Raw genomic sequence first — 14,960 nt, forward strand, 5'->3', positions numbered from 1 at the left:
CGTCATGACCAGGATGGAGAATACGGTGCCGGAACCCGAGGACGCGATCATCGTCGAGTCCGTGGAGAAGTCCTTCGGCGAGGTGAAAGCGTTGCGCGGCATCAGCTTCACCGCGCCCGCGGGCAGTGTGCTGGGGGTGCTCGGCCCCAATGGCGCGGGCAAGACGACGACGGTGTCGGTGCTCTCCACCCTGGTGCGCCCGGATGCCGGGCGGGCGGTGGTCGCCGGTTACGACGTGGTGCGCCAGCCCACCGAGGTGCGCTCCTCGATCATGCTCACCGGCCAGTACGCCGCACTCGACGAAATGCTCACCGGCCGTGAGAATCTGGTGCTCTTCGCGCGCCTGCTCGGCCTGCGCCGCAAACAGGCCCGGGCGCGCGCGGACGAACTGCTGGAACAGTTCTCGCTCACCGAGGCGGGGGACCGGCGGGTCGGCCAGTACTCCGGCGGTATGCGCCGCCGCATCGATATCGCCTGCGGTCTGGTGCGCCCGCCGCGCGTGGTCTTCCTGGACGAGCCCACCACCGGCCTGGACCCGGTGAGCCGCCAGAGCCTGTGGGCGCTGGTGCGCGAGCTGAAGGCGCAGGGCGTCACGGTGCTGCTCACCACGCAGTATCTGGAAGAGGCGGATGCGCTGAGCGACAACATCATTGTCGTGGACAAGGGCACCGTCATCGCCGAGGGCACCGCCGATCAGCTCAAGGCCCGCTCGGGTTCGAGCTACTGCGAGGTCGTCCCGGTCGACGCCGCCGATGTACCGCGCCTGGTCACCGCACTGTCCGGACTGGGCGAGGTCACGGTGGCCGACTCCGCCGACCGGGTCTCGCTGCCCGCACCCGACGGTGCGGCCACCCTCACCGAGGCGCTGGCGCGAATCACCGGCGGCGGCATCGAATTGATCGATATCGCGCTGCGCCGCCCCTCCCTCGACGAGGTCTTCATCGAACTCACCAAGCCGAGCGCGGCACAGGTGAGCGCATGAATCAGGTTCCCATCGTGCGGGTTCCGGCCGGATTGCAATGGTCGGCGTTGAGCGAGCGCGGTATTCGCGCCGCCCTCCGCGAAGGCGATGTAATGCTGGCGCTGTTCGCGCCGGTGGCCATCTACATCTGCTTCTATATCCCGCTGCGTAAATCCATGTCCGCCACCGGGATCGACTTCGCGCAGTACCTGCTGCCGCTGGTCGCGGTGTACGCCATGTTCTTCACCGCCATGTTCGCCGCCGACCGCGCCGGGCGCGAGGTCGCGGGCGGTATGGCCACGCGTTTGCGCTCCCTGCCGGTACGCCCGTGGGTGCCGGTGGCCGCGCGCATGTCCGCGAACCTGTTGCGCGGCTGCGCCGCGCTGACCAGCGCGCTGGTGGTGGGCATCGCCTTCGGCTTCCGATTCCACGATCCGGCAACGGCTCTGGTGTTCATCGCGGTGACGCTGGCCTTCGGAGCCGCGGTCGTGATCGCGGCCGACGCGCTCGGCACCGCCACCCGCAATCCCGAACTCGGCGGCACCGTGCTGTTCGTCCCCCAGTTGCTGCTCATCATGACCTCCACCGGATTCGTTCCGGCCGAAGGCTTCCCGGGCTGGATTCAGGGCTGGGCGCGCAATCAGCCGGTCTCGCAGGTGACTTCGGCGCTGCGCGGACTCGCCGAGGGCCGCTATCCCTCGGAACTCGGCGTGGCCGCGCTGTGGATCGCGGGCCTGCTCATCGCGGGCGCGTTCCTCGCGACCCGTGCGGAAGGACGGCGCGCATGACCACCACCGAACCCACTGTCGCACAGCCGAACCCGATCGGCTCGGGTTCGCTGCCCAGCCAACTGCTGATCGAGACCGGCCGCCTGCTGCGCCGCTGGTCCCGCCAGCAGGAGGTGATGACCAGCACGTTGGTGCTGCCGGTCCTGCTGCTGCTCATGTTCGATCTGGTGTTGGATCGCTCCCTGGGCCTGTCCTCGGACGCCGACCCCATCTACGGTTTCGTCCCCATGATCGCCATCGCCGGAGCCATGTACGGCGCGATGGGCACCGGCCTGTCCCTGTACGGCGAGCGCCAGAGCGGTCTGCTGCGCCGCTTCTGGGTACTGCCGATCCACCGGTCGGCGGGCATGCTCGGCCGCCTGCTCGCCGAATGCGTGCGCGCCGCCGTGGTCACCCTGGTGGTGGTGCTGATCGGCATGGCGCTGGGCCTGCGCTTCCAGCAGGGCTGGCCCGGTTTCTTCGGCGCGCTGGCGGTCCCGGTGCTGGTCATCGCCGGATTCACCCCGGTGGTAATCCTGGTGGGCGTCAGCCGAATCGGCGATAAGGTCGTTCAGCTCGCCGCCATCGTCGTGCTGATCGGCATGTTCTTCAACTCCGGTTTCGTCCCGCTGGACAACTACCCGGAGCTGATTCAGCCGATCGTCCGGGCCCAGCCCATGAGCTGCGCCATCGAAGCCATGCGCGGTTTCATCCTGGGCGGCCCCGTCGCCACCCCGATGCTCCAGACGGCGGCGTGGTCGCTGGGCCTGGCCGCCGTCTTCGGCGCCCTGGCCGTGCGCGGCTACCGCGCCGCCGCCGAAAGCTGAACCGCCGGTCGGTGATTCGCTAGTGCGTGATGAGCCGCCAATCCTCGGGAAGATTGGCGGCCGTCACCTTCTCGCCCTCCACCGCCAGATCGATCACCGCACCGCCCAGCCGCAGATCGGTGAGCTCCACCCGCCCCCAGCGCGCGGGCAGATGCGGCAGCACGGTGAGCGTGCGCCGCGGAATATCCGGATCCAGCCCCAGGAACGACCGCACCAGCAGCAGCGGTGCGGCACTGGCCCACGCCTGCGGTGAACAGGACGTCGGATAGGGGACCGGTGCGGCGAACTTGGCGCGCGGGAAACCGCAGAACAATTCCGGCAGTCGCCCGCCGAAAGCCCCTGCGGCATCGAGCAATCCCTCGGCCAGTCGCGTCGCCAGCTCGATCGCTCCCGGGATATGCCGGTAGCGCAGCAGTCCGGCCACCCCGATCGCGGTGTCGTGCGGCCACACCGAACCATTGTGATAACTCATCGGATTGAACGCGCCCATCCTGGAAGACAGTGTGCGCAAACCGAATCCGGTATCCATATCCTCGGCCGCCAGCCGTTCGATCACCACCGCGGCATGCTCGTCCGAGATGATGCCCGACCACAGGCAATGCCCGATATTGCTGGTGAGCGCATCGAGCTTGCGCTTATTGCCGTCCAAAGCGACCGCGAACCAACCCTTTTCGGGCAGCCAGAACGCTTCGGCGAATTTGGTGCGCAACTCGGCCGCGCGATCGCGCAGATGCGCCGCTGTCATCGGGTCACCGAACTCGTCGGCCAGTTCCGCCCGCGCCAGCAGCGCCGCGTACACGTAGCCCTGCACCTCGCACAGCGCGATCGGCGGCTCCGCCAAATGCCCGATCGCGTCATTGACGCCGTCGAAACTGTCCTTCCAGCCCTGATTGATCAAACCGCGATCGGTGGCGCGCCGATACTCCACGAACCCGTCACCGTCGCGGTCCCCGTAGTCGGCGATCCACGCCAGCGCCGCGTCCGCCGCGGGCAACAGCGCCCGCACCGATTCGGCATCCGCGCCCCAGCGCCGCGCCTGCGCCAGCAGCATGACGAAAAGCGGTGTGGCGTCGATGGTTCCGTAGTACGTCTCACCGCCCAGCACCGCACCGCTGGCCGGGCCGCGCCGCATCTCGTGCATGATGCGACCCGGCTCCTCCTCGGTCATCGGATCCACCCGCTGCCCCTGCATCTCGGCCAGCTGCTCCATCGTGCCGACCGCCAGGCCGACATCCAGCGGCAGCGCCATCCACGCGGTGAGCAGCGAATCACGGCCGAACAGCGTCATGAACCAGGGTGCGCCGGCCGCCACGAAGGGACGGCCGCCACGGCTCTCGTCATGAATCTGCAAGGCGCCCAGATCACTTTCGGTGCGGGTCAGCACCAGCGCCAGCTGCGGATCCGCGGCGGTGATATTGGTGGCGGTATCGCGCCAGGCCGCGATCTTGCGGCTCGGCTCACTGAATTCGTAATGCTCACCCGGACCCAGCGGTGACCGCACGGGCTGGCTGCCCATGGTGGGCTGGGCCAGCACCTCGGTCTGCCAGCTGCCCCCGGCGGGCACCACGGCCCGCCAGGACAGCGAACCCGGCAGTACCACCGGCGGTTCCGAGGACGAGACCGTCAGACCCCGGGACCGATCCGACCGGTCGTTTAGTAGCAGCTCCTGATCGGACACGATGATCTCGGCCCGCGCACTGGCCGTGCGGCCCTCCTTGACCGCGAACAGATCCACGAAATCCGCGTCGATCAGCAATTGCAGATCCACGGCCGTGGTCTCGCGGCCCATGTTCTCCACCGTGATGGTCTCGCGCAGCCCGTCCGCGACAAGGCGTTCGCGCACAATGAGAACCGTGCTGTCCGCGACCCCCGCGCGGGGCGGGCGGCGCAGGATGAACCGCGCGGTGAACGCCTCCGGCGTCAGCACCGACAGTGCCTCCGGCCGATTCCCGTCCACCCGCAACTCCCAGCGGGACAGCACCCGCGCGTCCCGGAAGAACAATCCATACGGCGTCCCCGGTTCGACATCGCCGACGCGATCCGACAGGCAGAACGTACTTCCCTCCACCAGCGTCACCGCCCCTCCGCTACTGCCCAGGGCCGACGGCTCACCGGCGTTCAACGCGACCGGAACCTCTTCGCTCACTCACACTCTCCCGTTCGATGATGTCGACGCCGAGTCCCGCCCCGACCGCGGCGCCGACACTCGCCGGACGCGGCGGTGCGGTCGCGGACTGGTGCACGGAATTCGCGGACCTGGCGTGCAGGGCCGCCGCGCGGCGCGGCCGATGCGCGCGCACCACCCGGCGATAGATCTCCTCATAACCGCGGCCGAGAGTGTCCGCGCCGAAATGCTCGACCACATGCGCGCGCATGGCGTGCGGATCGTAGGTCTGCACTTCCTTGATGGCCGTTGCCAATTCGGCCGGATCGTCGCAAATGCGACCGGTGACACCGTCCACGATCACCTCGGCCACGGCGCCGCCGCGCAACGCCACCACGGGCGTGCCGCACACCATCGCCTCGATCATCACCATGCCGAACGGTTCCTCCCACCGCACCGGGAACAGCAAAGCGCGTGCCCCGGCCAGCAATTCACGTTTGGCCACGGCATCGGCCATACCGAACATGTGATCGCGTTCGGTGAGCAATGGCCGTACCGCACTCTCGAAATACCGCAACTCGGGCGGTTCGGCGCACTTCCCGGCGAGCACCAGCGGAATATCCGCGGCATGCGCGGCCTCCAGCGCCAGATGCGGCGCCTTGTCCTCGGTGAACCGGCCCAGGAACAGAGCGTAGTCGTCCTTCTCCGCCCGGAAGGGCCAATCGTCGACACGGAGCGCATTGTGCACGCGGCCAACCCAATTCAGATCCGGGGCCAGCGAGCGCTGCCGATCACTGATGGCGACCAGCTGCGCGTCCTCACCGAGTTCGCTGTAGTACAGGTACGGTTCGCCGTTCACCGGACCGTGCACGGTGATCACGGTCGGCATACCGAGCTCGCGGTACATCGGCATATTCAGCGGTCCGGCGAAGGTGTGGTCGTGGACCAGATCGAAACCCTCCAGCGCCGAGAGTCCCTCCAGCGCGCGCCGGACCTTCAAGGCGTGCAGTATCTCCGGAAACGGATCGCCCAGCCGATCCGACTGAACCCGATCCCACAGCGAGACCATCCGCCCGGCGGTGCCGTTCACGCCCGCGCCCAGCAGCGTGACCTCGTGCCCCCGTTCCACCAGGGCGTCCACCAAATCCGCCACCACGGCCTCGACACCGCCGTACGCCTTCGGCGGGATGTCGAAGTACGGCGGCACCACCATCGCGATGCGAAGCCGATCACGGGTAAGGGATGCGAATTCGAATGTGGCGCTCATGACCACTCCTTCCGGAACACAACCGCCTTCGCCCGGTGCAGTGGGCGTCGGCATGGGCGGCCGACTCCGGTGGAAGATCGAAAGCGACTGTGCCGCAGTGAACTACCCGGCTCATCTGGACGCGGCAGTGCGCGGATGAGCCCGGTGGGAAGTTCGACAGCACGCTCTAGGGTTTGAACGCCTGATGATCGTCGCGCCGGCCGGTGCCTGGCGGTTCGCTGACCGGATCACAGGCACCCCGGGCGCTTCCTCGCGCTCGGCGGCCATTTGGTGATTTCCACACTATCGCCGCAAATCACATATCAGGGACAGATCGGAATTGTTCCGGTGTTTATTGGCAGAAAGTTCAGGCCGCGTAGCCGACTTCGTCATCCGCCGTCGCGGTCGCGTGCTCGGCCACCGTGACGGTGATCGCCGCGTCGATCGTTTCGGCCACCTCGGCCGATTCGAACACCAGCCAGCCATCGGCGGTCCAGTGCCCGCGCGCACCGGTGCGGGAAAGCGTGCCGCGCACGGCGAACGGGTCCGCGACGAAACCGTCGGCGGTGACCGCCAGCGCCGCGCCACCCAGATACACCGCACCGGTCACACCCGGCGCGACCAGCTCCAGCGCCTCGTCCAGCACCAGCAGCCGCGCACCCGGAATCGGGCGCACCCGGCCCGAACCATCGAGCGGACCGCGCGCCGCGACACCCGCGTAAGCGGCCGCGCTATAGGCGAATCCGGCCACCGAACCCGGGGCGATGGACCGCAGCAGCCCGGAAAGCACCGCCGGACAGGCGGTTCCGGTGACATCCCAGCGCCGCACCGACGGCAGCGCCGGGGCCGGGCGATCGGCCAGCCCGGACAGGATCTCGGCCGGGGCCACCACATGGGTCGCCGCACAGGTCGAGATGAGTTCGGCCAGCGCGGTCGGATCGGTGCGCTGCGCCTCGGTGGCCAGCACCAGGGTCGCGCCGTCGGCCAGCGCCGCCAGCAATTCCACGGCTGCGTCCGCACAATCCCAGCGGGTCGCGAACAGGCGCACATCGGCCGAACCGAAGGCCCGATCCACCCGGCACTCGCGATGATCGGCGACCACCGCGCGGCGATCGTCCGCCGCGGCGGCCAGCGCGTCCGGGGTCAGCGAGATGCCGGAGCCGAAGGTGACCGCGGAATCGTTCTCGGTGGCATCGGCGATATCGCACAGCACCCGGGCCAGACCGTCCAGACTGGGACCGGCGGTGCCGATGACGCCGCCGTCGAGCACGGTGAACAGCTCGGCATAGGTGAGGATGTGCCCGCCATGACGGACAGCGGTACGCAGAACCGGCACGCGACGCCCGCAGCCGATCAGCGATTCCACCGACGGCACGTCGTACAGTTCGACTCCGTTGGCCCACTCGTCCACGAGACGATGCCGCTCGACCGCGGAAAGACTCTCCGGCAACCAACGCTCCATCGCTCACACCCCCGAACAATTACTTATGCAACCCTAACCTAATCGATCGAGGACACAATAGGCAGCCCCATCGGGGATCGAACCTGCAACAGCTTGCGACGGAAGGGCGGAAATGGGGTCGATCCGCAGGTCACGCGTCCGAAAGCGGGCACTCTTCGCCACCTTCGCAATGCTGTTCGCGCTCTTTGTCGCGGCGTGTGAGAAACATGACGAACCAACCGGTCCCGTCGAAACGCCCGCACCCCAGCCGGTCGCCATCACCCACGCCTTCGGCGAAACCACCATTCCGGGCATCCCCAAACGCGTTGTGGCCCTGGGTAATCAGTGGCTGGACACCGCCCAGGCGCTCGGTATCACCCCGATCGCCTATATCGACGACCTCGCCGCCCCCGCCGGATCCACTCCGCCCTGGGAACCCGCCACCCTCACCGCGGCCCGATCGCTCGACACCAGCGCGTCCCTGACCGACCAACTGACCCCGCTGCACCCCGACCTCATCCTGGCCGACCCCGTCATCGCCACCCGCGCCACCTACACCGATCTATCCACAATCGCCCCCACCCTCCCCGCACTCTCCGAGACGGACGACACCGCGTGGCCCGACCGCCTGCGCGCCCTCGGCAAAGCCCTCCGCCAAGACGCTCCCGCCGAAACCCTCATCACCGACCTGACCACCCGAATCAACGCCATCCCCCAACAGCACCCCACCCTGAAGACCAAAACCTTCACCACCACCTGGCTCTCCGCCCCCACCCAATTCATGGCCTTCACCGCCCCCGAAGACCCCGCCAACACCCTCCTCACCCAACTCGGCCTGACCATCCCGCCACCCCTGATCACCCAGGGCCGCCCCACCGGCCGCCTCACCCTCGACCACCTCCCACCCCTGGACGCGGACCTCCTGATAACGGCCTATTCCCCCGGAATGGACGAAACCTACCGAGCCCTACCGGGATTCACCGACCTCCCAGCCGTACGAAAGAACGCCACCCTCTTCCTCACCACCCAGGAACTAGCCGCCCTCACCCACCCCACCCCCCTCTCCCTCCCACACCTGCTGACCAAACTCGAACCCGTCCTCGCCAACGCCGCTCGGTAGCTGTCGTACCCGGCTGGGAAGATCGGGGCATGCGGGTGAGTGGTGAGGATGTGCGGGCGGTGGCGCTTTCGCTGGGGGAGGTGCGGGAGCTGTTCGAGTGGGATATGCCTACGTTTCGGGTGGCGAAGAAGTTGTTTCTGACGTTGCCGGAGGGGGAGACGTCGATGGCGGTGCGGTGTCCGATCGTCGAGCGGAACGAGTTGGTGCTGGCGGAGCCGGAGAAGTTCTGGGTGGCGCCGCATGAGGCGAGTGGGGCCTGGGTGCGGGTGCGGCTGGCGGCGCTGGAGGATCGCGAGGAATTGGCGGCGATCGTGGAGGATTCGTGGCGGCAGGCCGCACCGCCGAAACTGGTGCAGGAGCGGGACGCCGCCGAACCCGTGTGAGTCCGGCGGCGGCAAGCGTCAGAAGGTGATGCGCTGATCCTCGGGGAGGAACAGTTTGTCGGTCGACTGGACGCCGAAGGCGGCGTAGAACTCCGGCAGGTTGCGCACCACCTGATTGCAGCGGAACTCGTCGGGGGAGTGGGTGTCGGTGAGGAGTTCGGCGGCCAACTCCTTGGTCATCTTGATGCGCCAGCCACGGGCCCAGGACAGAAACAGCGTGTGATAGTCCGGATTGTCGTTGCCCGCACGCTTTTCGGCGATCCGATAGGCCGCCAGCGCGATCTGCAGACCGCGCAGATCGGCGAGATTCTCGCCCAGGGTCAGGCGGCCATCGACATGCTGATCCGGATTCAGGCCCTCGGGGACCAGTGGATCGAACTGTGCCACAAGCTTATCCGCGGTCGCGTCGAACGCGCGACGATCCTCCGCGGTCCACCAATCGTGCAGATTGCCGTCGCCGTCGTACTTGGAGCCCTGATCGTCGAAGCCGTGGCCGATCTCGTGGCCGATGGTCGCGCCGACCGCACCGAAATTCACCGCCAGCTGCGAGTCCTTGTCGAAGTACGGAGCCTGCAAATACGCTGCGGGAAAGACGATTTCGTTCAGCGGCGGTGAATAGTAGGCATTGACGGTCTGCGGGCTCATGTTCCACTCGGTCCTGTCGACCGGCGTCCCGAGCCGCGCCAGATCCCGCTTGGATTCGAAGGTCCCGATATTGCGCAGGGATTGAATGAGCTTGCCGCGCACGATCTCCAGCTTGGAGTAGTCCACCCAGTTGTCCGGATAGCCGAGCTTGACCCGCATCTTGTCCAGCTTGGCCAGAGCCGCATCCCGCGTCGGCTGGGTCATCCACTTATTGGTGCGGAAGTTCTCCCGGTAGGCGGACATGAGATCGTCCACCATCCGCTTGACCTCTTCCTTGGCCTCCGGCGGAAAGTACTGCGTCACATACAGTTTGCCGAGCTGCTCGGACAGCGACGAATTGACCATGTCCACGCCGTACTTCCAGCGTTCGGCGCGCTCCTTCTGCCCGCGCAGAATCGTGCCGAAGAAACGGAAGTACGCGTCGTTGAACGCCAACGGCAGATACCGCGAATACCCGCGAATCACACTGAGCTTCAAGTAATCCCGCCACACCGCGATATCGGTGTCGGCCCAGATCTGCCCCGCCGTGGTGATGAACGACGGCTGCCCCACCACCACCTCGGAGAACAAGTCCTTCGGCCGGTCGGTATTGCCCGCCAGCCAAGGCTCCCAATCGAATCCGCGCCCCAACTCGGTCAGCTGCTGCCAGCTCATCTTGTTGTAGGTGGCATTGGCATCGCGCCCGCGCACACTGTCCCAGTGCGCGGCCGCGATCCGCGTCTCCAGATCGAACATGCGCTGCGCCACCCCGGCCGGATCCGGGAAGTTCGCCGCCTTGGCGATGTCCTCGAGATAGGTGCGATACCCCGCGCGAATCTCGGCGTACTGCGGTTTGCGGTACTGCTCCTCGTCGAGCCCGATCCCGGACTGCACCACGATCGGCACATAGCTGTCCGACTTCTTGCGATCCACGCTCACGCCCAGCCCGATCAGCCCGCCGATCGGCAACTCCGCCATGACCTTGGCCAGATCCGGTTTGGTCGCGGCCTTGTCGACCTTGTCGAACAGGTCCTGCAAGGGCGAGAGCCCCAGCTTCTCGACCGTGTCCCAGTCCACGCGGGCGTCGTACAGATCGCGAATCTGCTGCGCCTCGGACCCGGGCTTCGGATCCTTGATGCCGTCGATGATGGCGCGCAACCGATCCTGCGTCCGCTCCCCGGCCTCACTGCCCGCGCCGAACGCGGTCTTGTCCGGCGGCAGCTGATACTCCCGCAGCCACTTGCCATTGACGTACCGGTACAGATCGTCCTGCGGCCGGACCGCCTCGTCCACACCCGCCAGATCCACCCCCGACAACTGCTTGGGCGCATCATCTTTCGCACACGACGCCACCACGGCAGCGGCCGGAACCAGCCCGAGTGCGATCAGAAATGCGCGGCGATCGAGGCGCACCGGACCCGACGAAGTCACGAAGAACCCTCCCGGTGCGGTACGCCGCACCCCTGCTAGTAGCCAATGGTGCGCCCGAGGCTACCGGGGTTCGCCCGCCCGCGTCGGTCTGTCGCGGGCGGGATGTCACCGTCGTGGGCGGGTGCTCGAGTCAGAGACTCACGCGCTGCTCCGGCGGCAAGAACTCCTTATCGCCGTCCTTCACCTGATACGTCTCGTAGAAATCGGCGAGATTGCGCACCACCTGATTGCAGCGGAATTCGGCCGGGGAATGCGGATCATTGGCGATCTGATCCTCCAGGGCCTCCTGCGTCTGCTTGGTGCGCCAGGTCCGCCCCCACGATTCGAACATCGGCTTCAAATCGGGATTCGTATTGCCGCCGCGCTTTTCGAGCATCCGGTACGCGGCCAGCGAGATCTCCAGCCCGCGCAGATCCGCCAGATTCTCACCGACCGTGAGTTCGCCGTTCACATGCTGATCGGCGGGCAGCCCGGTCGGCACCAGCGCGTTGTACTGCTCGATCAGCAGCTTGGTCTTGGCCTCGAACGCCGTCCGATCCCCGGGCGTCCACCAGTCGTGCAGATTCCCGTCCGCATCGTATTTGGAGCCCTGATCGTCGAACCCGTGCCCGATCTCATGCCCGATGACCGCCCCGCCCGCACCGTAATTCACCGCCGGCAGCGCATCCTTGTCGAAGAACGGCGGCTGCAGGAACGCGGCCGGGAAGACGATCTCGTTCGCGCTCGGGTTGTAGTAGGCGTTCACCGTCTGCGGCGGCATACCCCATTCGGTCTTGTCGACCGGCGTGCCGAGCCGGTTGAACATCCGCTTGGCCTCGAATTCGCCTATCGCGCGGATGGATTCGATGAGTTTGCCGCGCGTGACCGTGACGGACGAATAGTCCTCCCACTTGGCCGGGTATCCGATCTTGGCGTCGATCTTCTCCAGCTTGGCGATGGCCGCGGTCCTGGTATCGGGCGACATCCAGCTGGAGTTGGTGAAATTCTCCTTGTAGGCGGCCCGCAGATCCGCCACCATGTCATCCGCCCGCTTCTTGGCCTCGGCCGGAAAGTGCTTGTCCACGTACAGCTTTCCGAGCGCGTCACCGAGATTGGAATTGATCGTCGCCACCGCGGACTTCCAGCGCTCGGGCCGCTGTTTCACCCCCGCCATCACCGTGAAATTGAAGTCGAAATTGGCGTCGTTGATCGCCTTGGGCAGATACGGCGCGAACCCGCGCACCAGCGCGAGCTTCAAATAGTCACGCCACTGCGCGATATCGACCTGCTGCCATAGGTCCCCGGCCGCGGTCATGAACGAGGGCTGCCCGACATTCACCCTGTCGAACAGGTTCTTCGGCCGGTCGGTATTGCCCGCCAGCCACGGATCCCAATCGAATCCCGGTGCGAGCGCGACCAATTCGGCCCAGCTGCGCGGGTTGTACCCGGCATCGGTATCGCGCAGCTGCACATTGGTCCACTGCGCGGCCGCGATGCGGCCCTCCAGATCCACCACGCGCCCGGCCAGCGCCACCGGATCGGCGAATCCCGCACCGCCGGCGATCTGCGCCATGAAAGTGCGGTAGGCCGTGAGCTTGTCGGCGTTCGCGGGCTTGAGGTAGTACTGCTGATCCAGCCCGGTCCCGGACTGCTGGACCTGCGCCAGATAGGCATTGGAGTTCTTGGGGTCGGCCCCGACCATCAGCCCGATCAACCCCACCCCGGGCAGCGCGCCCATCACCTTCGCCAGATCCGGCTTGGTCTGCGCCCCGTCGACCTTCGCGAACAGATCCTGCAGCGGCTGCATGCCGAGGGTCTCGATATCGTTCAGATCCAGCCGCGCGTCGTACAGATCCCGGATCTTCTGCTCATCGGTCCCGGATTTCGGATCGTGAATCCCGGTGATGATGTCCCGGAGCTGTTCCTCGACCCGATCCTGCACCTCGTCGAAGGTGCCGAACGAGGTCTTGTCCGGCGGCAGCTGATACTCGTCGAGCCATTTGCCGTTGACGAACCGGTACAGATCGTCCTGCGGCCGGATCGCCGGATTCGATCCGGACATATCCGGTCCGATCAGTTGCGCGGCGGTTTTCGCGGGCTCCGAACTCGAACATCCCGGCAACAGCGCGGCGGCAGGCAACACCCCCAGCGCGATCAGGAACTTCCGGCGATCAACAGCGAAGGGGCGCGCAGAGGTCAACGCGAATCTCCTCATATCGGATAATCGGGTATTGCTCGGTCGGCCCGACGCTAATAGTCGAGGCTGAGCATCAGCTGAATCCACGCCCGGTGTCGCCTGCGATAACCGCCGAACCGACCCCGATTTCGCTGCCACCTGCGGCTTGGCTACACTTGTCCGGTTGCCTGCGGGAGCTATGCCCGCACTTCGGCCGCGAACCCACAGCGGTTCGGTCTTCCCAGATCGGTGAAAACCGCTGGCAGGCGCGCGTGCGAAGGGCAACTGACCATGCCCGTCGGGTCGGCAATCCGGCGTGCATTTCGTCCAGGTCTAGGAGGAGCTGAAGTGATTCAGCAGGAGTCGCGACTGCGCGTCGCCGACAACACGGGTGCCAAGGAAATCCTTTGCATTCGCGTGCTCGGTGGTTCGTCGCGTCGCTATGCCGGTATCGGCGACATCATCGTCGCCACCGTGAAAGACGCCATCCCGGGTGGCAACGTCAAGAAGGGCGAGGTCGTCAAGGCCGTCGTCGTTCGCACCACCAAGGAGCGCCGTCGCGCGGATGGCTCGTACATCCGTTTCGACGAGAACGCCGCGGTGCTGATCAAGCCGGATCACGATCCGCGCGGCACCCGCATCTTCGGCCCGGTCGGCCGTGAGCTGCGCGAGAAGAAGTTCATGAAGATCGTTTCGCTGGCCCCGGAGGTGCTCTGACCATGAAGGTGCACAAGGGCGACACCGTGATCGTCGTTTCGGGCAAGGACAAGGGCGCCAAGGGCAAGGTCATCCAGGCCTTCCCGGCGACCGGCAAGGTCCTGGTCGAGGGCGTTAACCGGATCAAGAAGCACGTCGCGAACTCCGCGAACCAGCGTGGCGCCAGCTCCGGCGGCATCGTTACCCAGGAAGCTGCGATCCAGGCCTCCAACGTGATGGTTGTGGACTCGGACGGCAAGCCGACTCGCGTCGGTTACCGCACCGATGAGAACGGCAAGCGCGTTCGCATCTCCCGTCGCAACGGGAAGGACATCTGAGATGACTTCGACTGAGAACAAGGTGCAGCCGCGCCTGAAGGCGCGCTACCGCGCCGAAATCAAGGACGCGCTGAACAGCGAGTTCAACTACGACAACGTGATGCAGATCCCGGGTGTCGTGAAGGTCGTCGTGAACATGGGTGTCGGCGACGCCGCCCGTGACGCGAAGCTGATCAACGGTGCGGTCGCCGACCTCACCCTGATCACCGGCCAGAAGCCCGAGATCCGCAAGGCCACCAAGTCCATCGCGCAGTTCAAGCTGCGTGAGGGCATGCCGATCGGCGCGAAGGTCACCCTTCGTGGCGACCGCATGTGGGAGTTCCTGGATCGCCTGATCTCCATCGCGCTGCCCCGTATCCGCGACTTCCGCGGCCTGTCGCCGAAGCAGTTCGACGGCAACGGCAACTACACCTTCGGCCTCTCGGAGCAGTCGATGTTCCACGAGATCGACGTGGACCGCATCGATCGCCCCCGTGGTATGGACATCACCGTGGTGACCACCGCGACCAACAACGAAGAAGGCCGTGCCCTGCTCAAGCACCTCGGCTTCCCGTTCAAGGAGAACTGATCCATGGCTAAGAAGGCTCTGATCAACAAGGCCAACGCCAAGCCGAAGTTCGCGGTGCGTGCCTACACCCGCTGCCAGCGCTGCGGCCGCCCCCACGCGGTCTACCGCAAGTTCGGCCTCTGCCGCGTGTGCCTGCGCGAAATGGCGCACCGCGGTGAGCTCCCGGGCGTGCACAAGAGCTCCTGGTGAGCTCAGCTCCCTCGTGAGCTGACAACTTGATCGAAGGCCCCCATGCCGGAATTTTCCGGTGTGGGGGCTTTCGGTGTTTGAACGACCGACCATCAAGACCATTTCCCGGT

14 protein-coding genes are annotated in these 14,960 nt (G+C 66.4%); 9 read left to right on the forward strand and 5 right to left on the reverse strand.

All coding sequences use genetic code 11. From position 1 onward, the window contains the following. The first annotated feature begins 4 nt into the window (after positions 1-4). Genes ACFC0O_RS28605 through ACFC0O_RS28615 form a run of 3 tightly spaced genes read left to right on the forward strand, consistent with a single transcriptional unit; the run spans position 5 to position 2,555 of the window. The gene (locus ACFC0O_RS28605) at positions 5-982 is read left to right on the forward strand and encodes an ATP-binding cassette domain-containing protein (RefSeq protein ID WP_375962993.1); all 978 of its coding nucleotides are present in this window, start codon (positions 5-7) and stop codon (positions 980-982) included. After that, on the forward strand, positions 979-1,749 hold the full coding sequence (locus ACFC0O_RS28610; RefSeq protein ID WP_375962995.1) for an ABC transporter permease: 771 nt from the start codon (positions 979-981) through the stop codon (positions 1,747-1,749). Before ACFC0O_RS28605 ends, ACFC0O_RS28610 begins: the two co-directional genes overlap by 4 nt. Continuing rightward, positions 1,746-2,555 carry an ABC transporter permease gene (locus tag ACFC0O_RS28615; RefSeq protein ID WP_375962997.1) on the forward strand — a complete coding sequence of 270 codons (810 nt, stop codon included), beginning with the start codon at positions 1,746-1,748 and terminating at the stop codon, positions 2,553-2,555. The genes ACFC0O_RS28610 and ACFC0O_RS28615 overlap by 4 nt, the downstream gene beginning before the upstream one ends. 19 nt (positions 2,556-2,574) lie before the next feature. Here the strand turns inward: ACFC0O_RS28615 and ACFC0O_RS28620 are convergent, their stop codons facing one another. The 3 genes from ACFC0O_RS28620 to ACFC0O_RS28630 form a co-directional block, all read right to left on the reverse strand. Then, positions 2,575-4,701: a glycogen debranching N-terminal domain-containing protein gene (locus ACFC0O_RS28620; RefSeq protein ID WP_375962999.1), complete on the reverse strand. Its 2,127-nt coding sequence runs from the start codon at positions 4,699-4,701 to the stop codon at positions 2,575-2,577. Further along, a complete protein-coding gene (locus ACFC0O_RS28625; protein ID WP_375963000.1) occupies positions 4,664-5,926 on the reverse strand; it encodes a glycosyltransferase family 4 protein in 1,263 nt (420 codons plus the stop codon). The genes ACFC0O_RS28620 and ACFC0O_RS28625 overlap by 38 nt, the downstream gene beginning before the upstream one ends. A gap of 346 nt (positions 5,927-6,272) precedes the next feature. Beyond that, entirely contained in the window at positions 6,273-7,367 is a 1,095-nt protein-coding gene (locus ACFC0O_RS28630) for an AMP-binding protein (protein ID WP_375963002.1), read from the reverse strand. 112 nt (positions 7,368-7,479) lie between these two features. Here ACFC0O_RS28630 and ACFC0O_RS28635 point away from each other — a divergent pair, with 112 nt between their 5' ends. Together ACFC0O_RS28635 and ACFC0O_RS28640 are read left to right on the forward strand one after the other, a co-directional pair. Beyond that, positions 7,480-8,466, forward strand: a complete 987-nt coding sequence (locus ACFC0O_RS28635; RefSeq protein WP_375963004.1) for an ABC transporter substrate-binding protein — start codon at positions 7,480-7,482, stop codon at positions 8,464-8,466. A gap of 29 nt (positions 8,467-8,495) precedes the next feature. After that, entirely contained in the window at positions 8,496-8,849 is a 354-nt protein-coding gene (locus tag ACFC0O_RS28640) for an MmcQ/YjbR family DNA-binding protein (RefSeq protein WP_375963007.1), read from the forward strand. An 18-nt stretch (positions 8,850-8,867) separates the two neighbouring features. Here the strand turns inward: ACFC0O_RS28640 and ACFC0O_RS28645 are convergent, their stop codons facing one another. Beyond that, on the reverse strand, positions 8,868-10,904 hold the full coding sequence (locus ACFC0O_RS28645) for a M13 family metallopeptidase (protein ID WP_375963009.1): 2,037 nt from the start codon (positions 10,902-10,904) through the stop codon (positions 8,868-8,870). A 130-nt stretch (positions 10,905-11,034) separates the two neighbouring features. After that, positions 11,035-13,083 carry a M13 family metallopeptidase gene (locus tag ACFC0O_RS28650; RefSeq protein ID WP_375963012.1) on the reverse strand — a complete coding sequence of 683 codons (2,049 nt, stop codon included), beginning with the start codon at positions 13,081-13,083 and terminating at the stop codon, positions 11,035-11,037. A gap of 324 nt (positions 13,084-13,407) precedes the next feature. Here ACFC0O_RS28650 and rplN point away from each other — a divergent pair, with 324 nt between their 5' ends. The 4 genes from rplN to ACFC0O_RS28670 are packed head-to-tail and all read left to right on the forward strand — an operon-like array spanning position 13,408 to position 14,850. Then, positions 13,408-13,776 carry a 50S ribosomal protein L14 gene (rplN, locus tag ACFC0O_RS28655; RefSeq protein ID WP_364641022.1) on the forward strand — a complete coding sequence of 123 codons (369 nt, stop codon included), beginning with the start codon at positions 13,408-13,410 and terminating at the stop codon, positions 13,774-13,776. Positions 13,777-13,778: 2 nt separating this feature from the next. After that, positions 13,779-14,093, forward strand: a complete 315-nt coding sequence (gene rplX, locus ACFC0O_RS28660) for a 50S ribosomal protein L24 (protein ID WP_153808457.1) — start codon at positions 13,779-13,781, stop codon at positions 14,091-14,093. Position 14,094: 1 nt separating this feature from the next. Beyond that, positions 14,095-14,661, forward strand: a complete 567-nt coding sequence (gene rplE / locus ACFC0O_RS28665; RefSeq protein ID WP_364641018.1) for a 50S ribosomal protein L5 — start codon at positions 14,095-14,097, stop codon at positions 14,659-14,661. Positions 14,662-14,664: 3 nt separating this feature from the next. Continuing rightward, positions 14,665-14,850: a type Z 30S ribosomal protein S14 gene (locus ACFC0O_RS28670; protein WP_029923637.1), complete on the forward strand. Its 186-nt coding sequence runs from the start codon at positions 14,665-14,667 to the stop codon at positions 14,848-14,850. Positions 14,851-14,960 lie beyond the last annotated feature (110 nt).

Origin of the sequence: Nocardia sp. NPDC056100 (assembly GCF_042266325.1) — a bacterium.
Classification (GTDB): domain Bacteria; phylum Actinomycetota; class Actinomycetes; order Mycobacteriales; family Mycobacteriaceae; genus Nocardia.

Bases quoted from the DNA above. Each gene is read 5' to 3' on its own strand.
- ACFC0O_RS28615 (WP_375962997.1), top strand. From the start codon at position 1,746: ATGACCACCACCGAACCCACTGTCGCACAGCCGAACCCGATCGGCTCG.
- ACFC0O_RS28610 (WP_375962995.1), top strand. From the start codon at position 979: ATGAATCAGGTTCCCATCGTGCGGGTTCCGGCCGGATTGCAATGGTCG.
- ACFC0O_RS28625 (WP_375963000.1), bottom strand. From the start codon at position 5,926: ATGAGCGCCACATTCGAATTCGCATCCCTTACCCGTGATCGGCTTCGC.
- ACFC0O_RS28670 (WP_029923637.1), top strand. From the start codon at position 14,665: ATGGCTAAGAAGGCTCTGATCAACAAGGCCAACGCCAAGCCGAAGTTC.
- ACFC0O_RS28640 (WP_375963007.1), top strand. From the start codon at position 8,496: ATGCGGGTGAGTGGTGAGGATGTGCGGGCGGTGGCGCTTTCGCTGGGG.
- ACFC0O_RS28635 (WP_375963004.1), top strand. From the start codon at position 7,480: ATGGGGTCGATCCGCAGGTCACGCGTCCGAAAGCGGGCACTCTTCGCC.
- rplX (WP_153808457.1), top strand. From the start codon at position 13,779: ATGAAGGTGCACAAGGGCGACACCGTGATCGTCGTTTCGGGCAAGGAC.
- ACFC0O_RS28605 (WP_375962993.1), top strand. From the start codon at position 5: ATGACCAGGATGGAGAATACGGTGCCGGAACCCGAGGACGCGATCATC.
- ACFC0O_RS28630 (WP_375963002.1), bottom strand. From the start codon at position 7,367: ATGGAGCGTTGGTTGCCGGAGAGTCTTTCCGCGGTCGAGCGGCATCGT.
- rplE (WP_364641018.1), top strand. From the start codon at position 14,095: ATGACTTCGACTGAGAACAAGGTGCAGCCGCGCCTGAAGGCGCGCTAC.